This window comes from Stenotrophomonas maltophilia group sp. RNC7, assembly GCF_030910085.1.
Taxonomy (GTDB): domain Bacteria; phylum Pseudomonadota; class Gammaproteobacteria; order Xanthomonadales; family Xanthomonadaceae; genus Stenotrophomonas; species Stenotrophomonas sepilia.
The window spans coordinates 1-397 of record NZ_JAVFVN010000666.1 but is presented as its reverse complement, the minus strand read 5'-3'; the positions used below and the strand labels follow the sequence as shown (position 1 = coordinate 397).

General features: G+C 68.0%; 1 pseudogene. It reads left to right on the top strand.

Annotated features, from left to right (window positions below):
• Positions 1-256, top strand: a pseudogene (locus RCF13_RS13630) (glutaredoxin); the annotation flags it as partial.
• Between the last annotated feature and the right edge of the window lie 141 nt (positions 257-397).

The window sequence follows — 397 nt, the reverse complement described above, 5'->3', positions numbered from 1 at the left end:
GGAGGCCATCGCAGGCGTCCTGATGGTCGCGGGCGTGGGGATGTGGGTGTCGATTCCGTTGGCGCTGTTCATCGGGACCGTCGGGGCCGTGTCGGTTTTCAAGGCGGTCTATGTCGATCGCCGGGAACTCAAGTGCGCCTGTGTGGGCGGGGACAGCAACGTGCCGCTGGGCTTCGTGTCCCTGACCGAGAACCTGATGATGGTGGCGATGGCCCTGTGGATGTGGGCCAAGGTCGCCTACCTTGGGATGCACTGAGCGCCGCGCCAGGTACGGCGCAGCGCACGTGCTCGCATCGGCCGTCCTGTGTGCAGGCCGGCCACGACGCGGTGTTACTGCGCGCGCGGCGGGAAGCCAGCTTCGCTCAGGGCCGCGGCGATCTGCTCTTGCGAGGCCGAG